The following is a 519-nucleotide window of genomic DNA, read 5'->3' on the forward strand; positions in this document are numbered from 1 at the left end:
CGCTAACCGTGCGCATCCGGCTGAAGGCGCCGTCCTCGCCCTTCGTCTCGCAGCTGACCGACCGCGCCGGCATGATCGTCAGCCCCAGGGCGGCCGAGGCGGCGGGGCGCGACTTCGGCGCCCGCCCGGTCTGCGCCGGCCCCTACCGCTTCGTCGAGCGCGTGGCCCAGGACCGCATCGTCGTCGAGAAATTCCCTGGCTACTGGGATGCGGGGCGGATCCACATCAACCGCATCAGCTACCTGCCGATCCCCGACAGCTCGGTCCGCGTCGCCAACCTGCAATCGGGCGCGCTGGACATCGTCGAGATCGCCCCCTCCGACCTGCCGGCGGTCAAGGGCAACCGGCGGCTGCGCGTCGCCACCCGCGAGGATCTCGGCTACCAGAGCATCATCCACAATGTCGGCAACGGGCCGCGCGCCGACACGCCCTTCGGCCGCGATCCCCGCATCCGCGCCGCCTTCGAGCTGGCGATCGACCGCGAGGCGCTGAACCAGGTGGTCTTCGAGGGGCTGATGG

1 protein-coding gene is annotated in these 519 nt (G+C 71.3%); it reads left to right on the plus strand.

The features are described 5' to 3' along the window. Positions 1-519, plus strand: a 519-nt coding sequence (locus tag BKE38_RS29485; protein WP_242662620.1) for an ABC transporter substrate-binding protein, incomplete at both ends; no start/stop codon positions are given.

Origin of the sequence: Teichococcus deserti (assembly GCF_001982615.1) — a bacterium.
In the GTDB taxonomy this organism is placed as follows: Bacteria; Pseudomonadota; Alphaproteobacteria; order Acetobacterales; family Acetobacteraceae; genus Pseudoroseomonas; species Pseudoroseomonas deserti.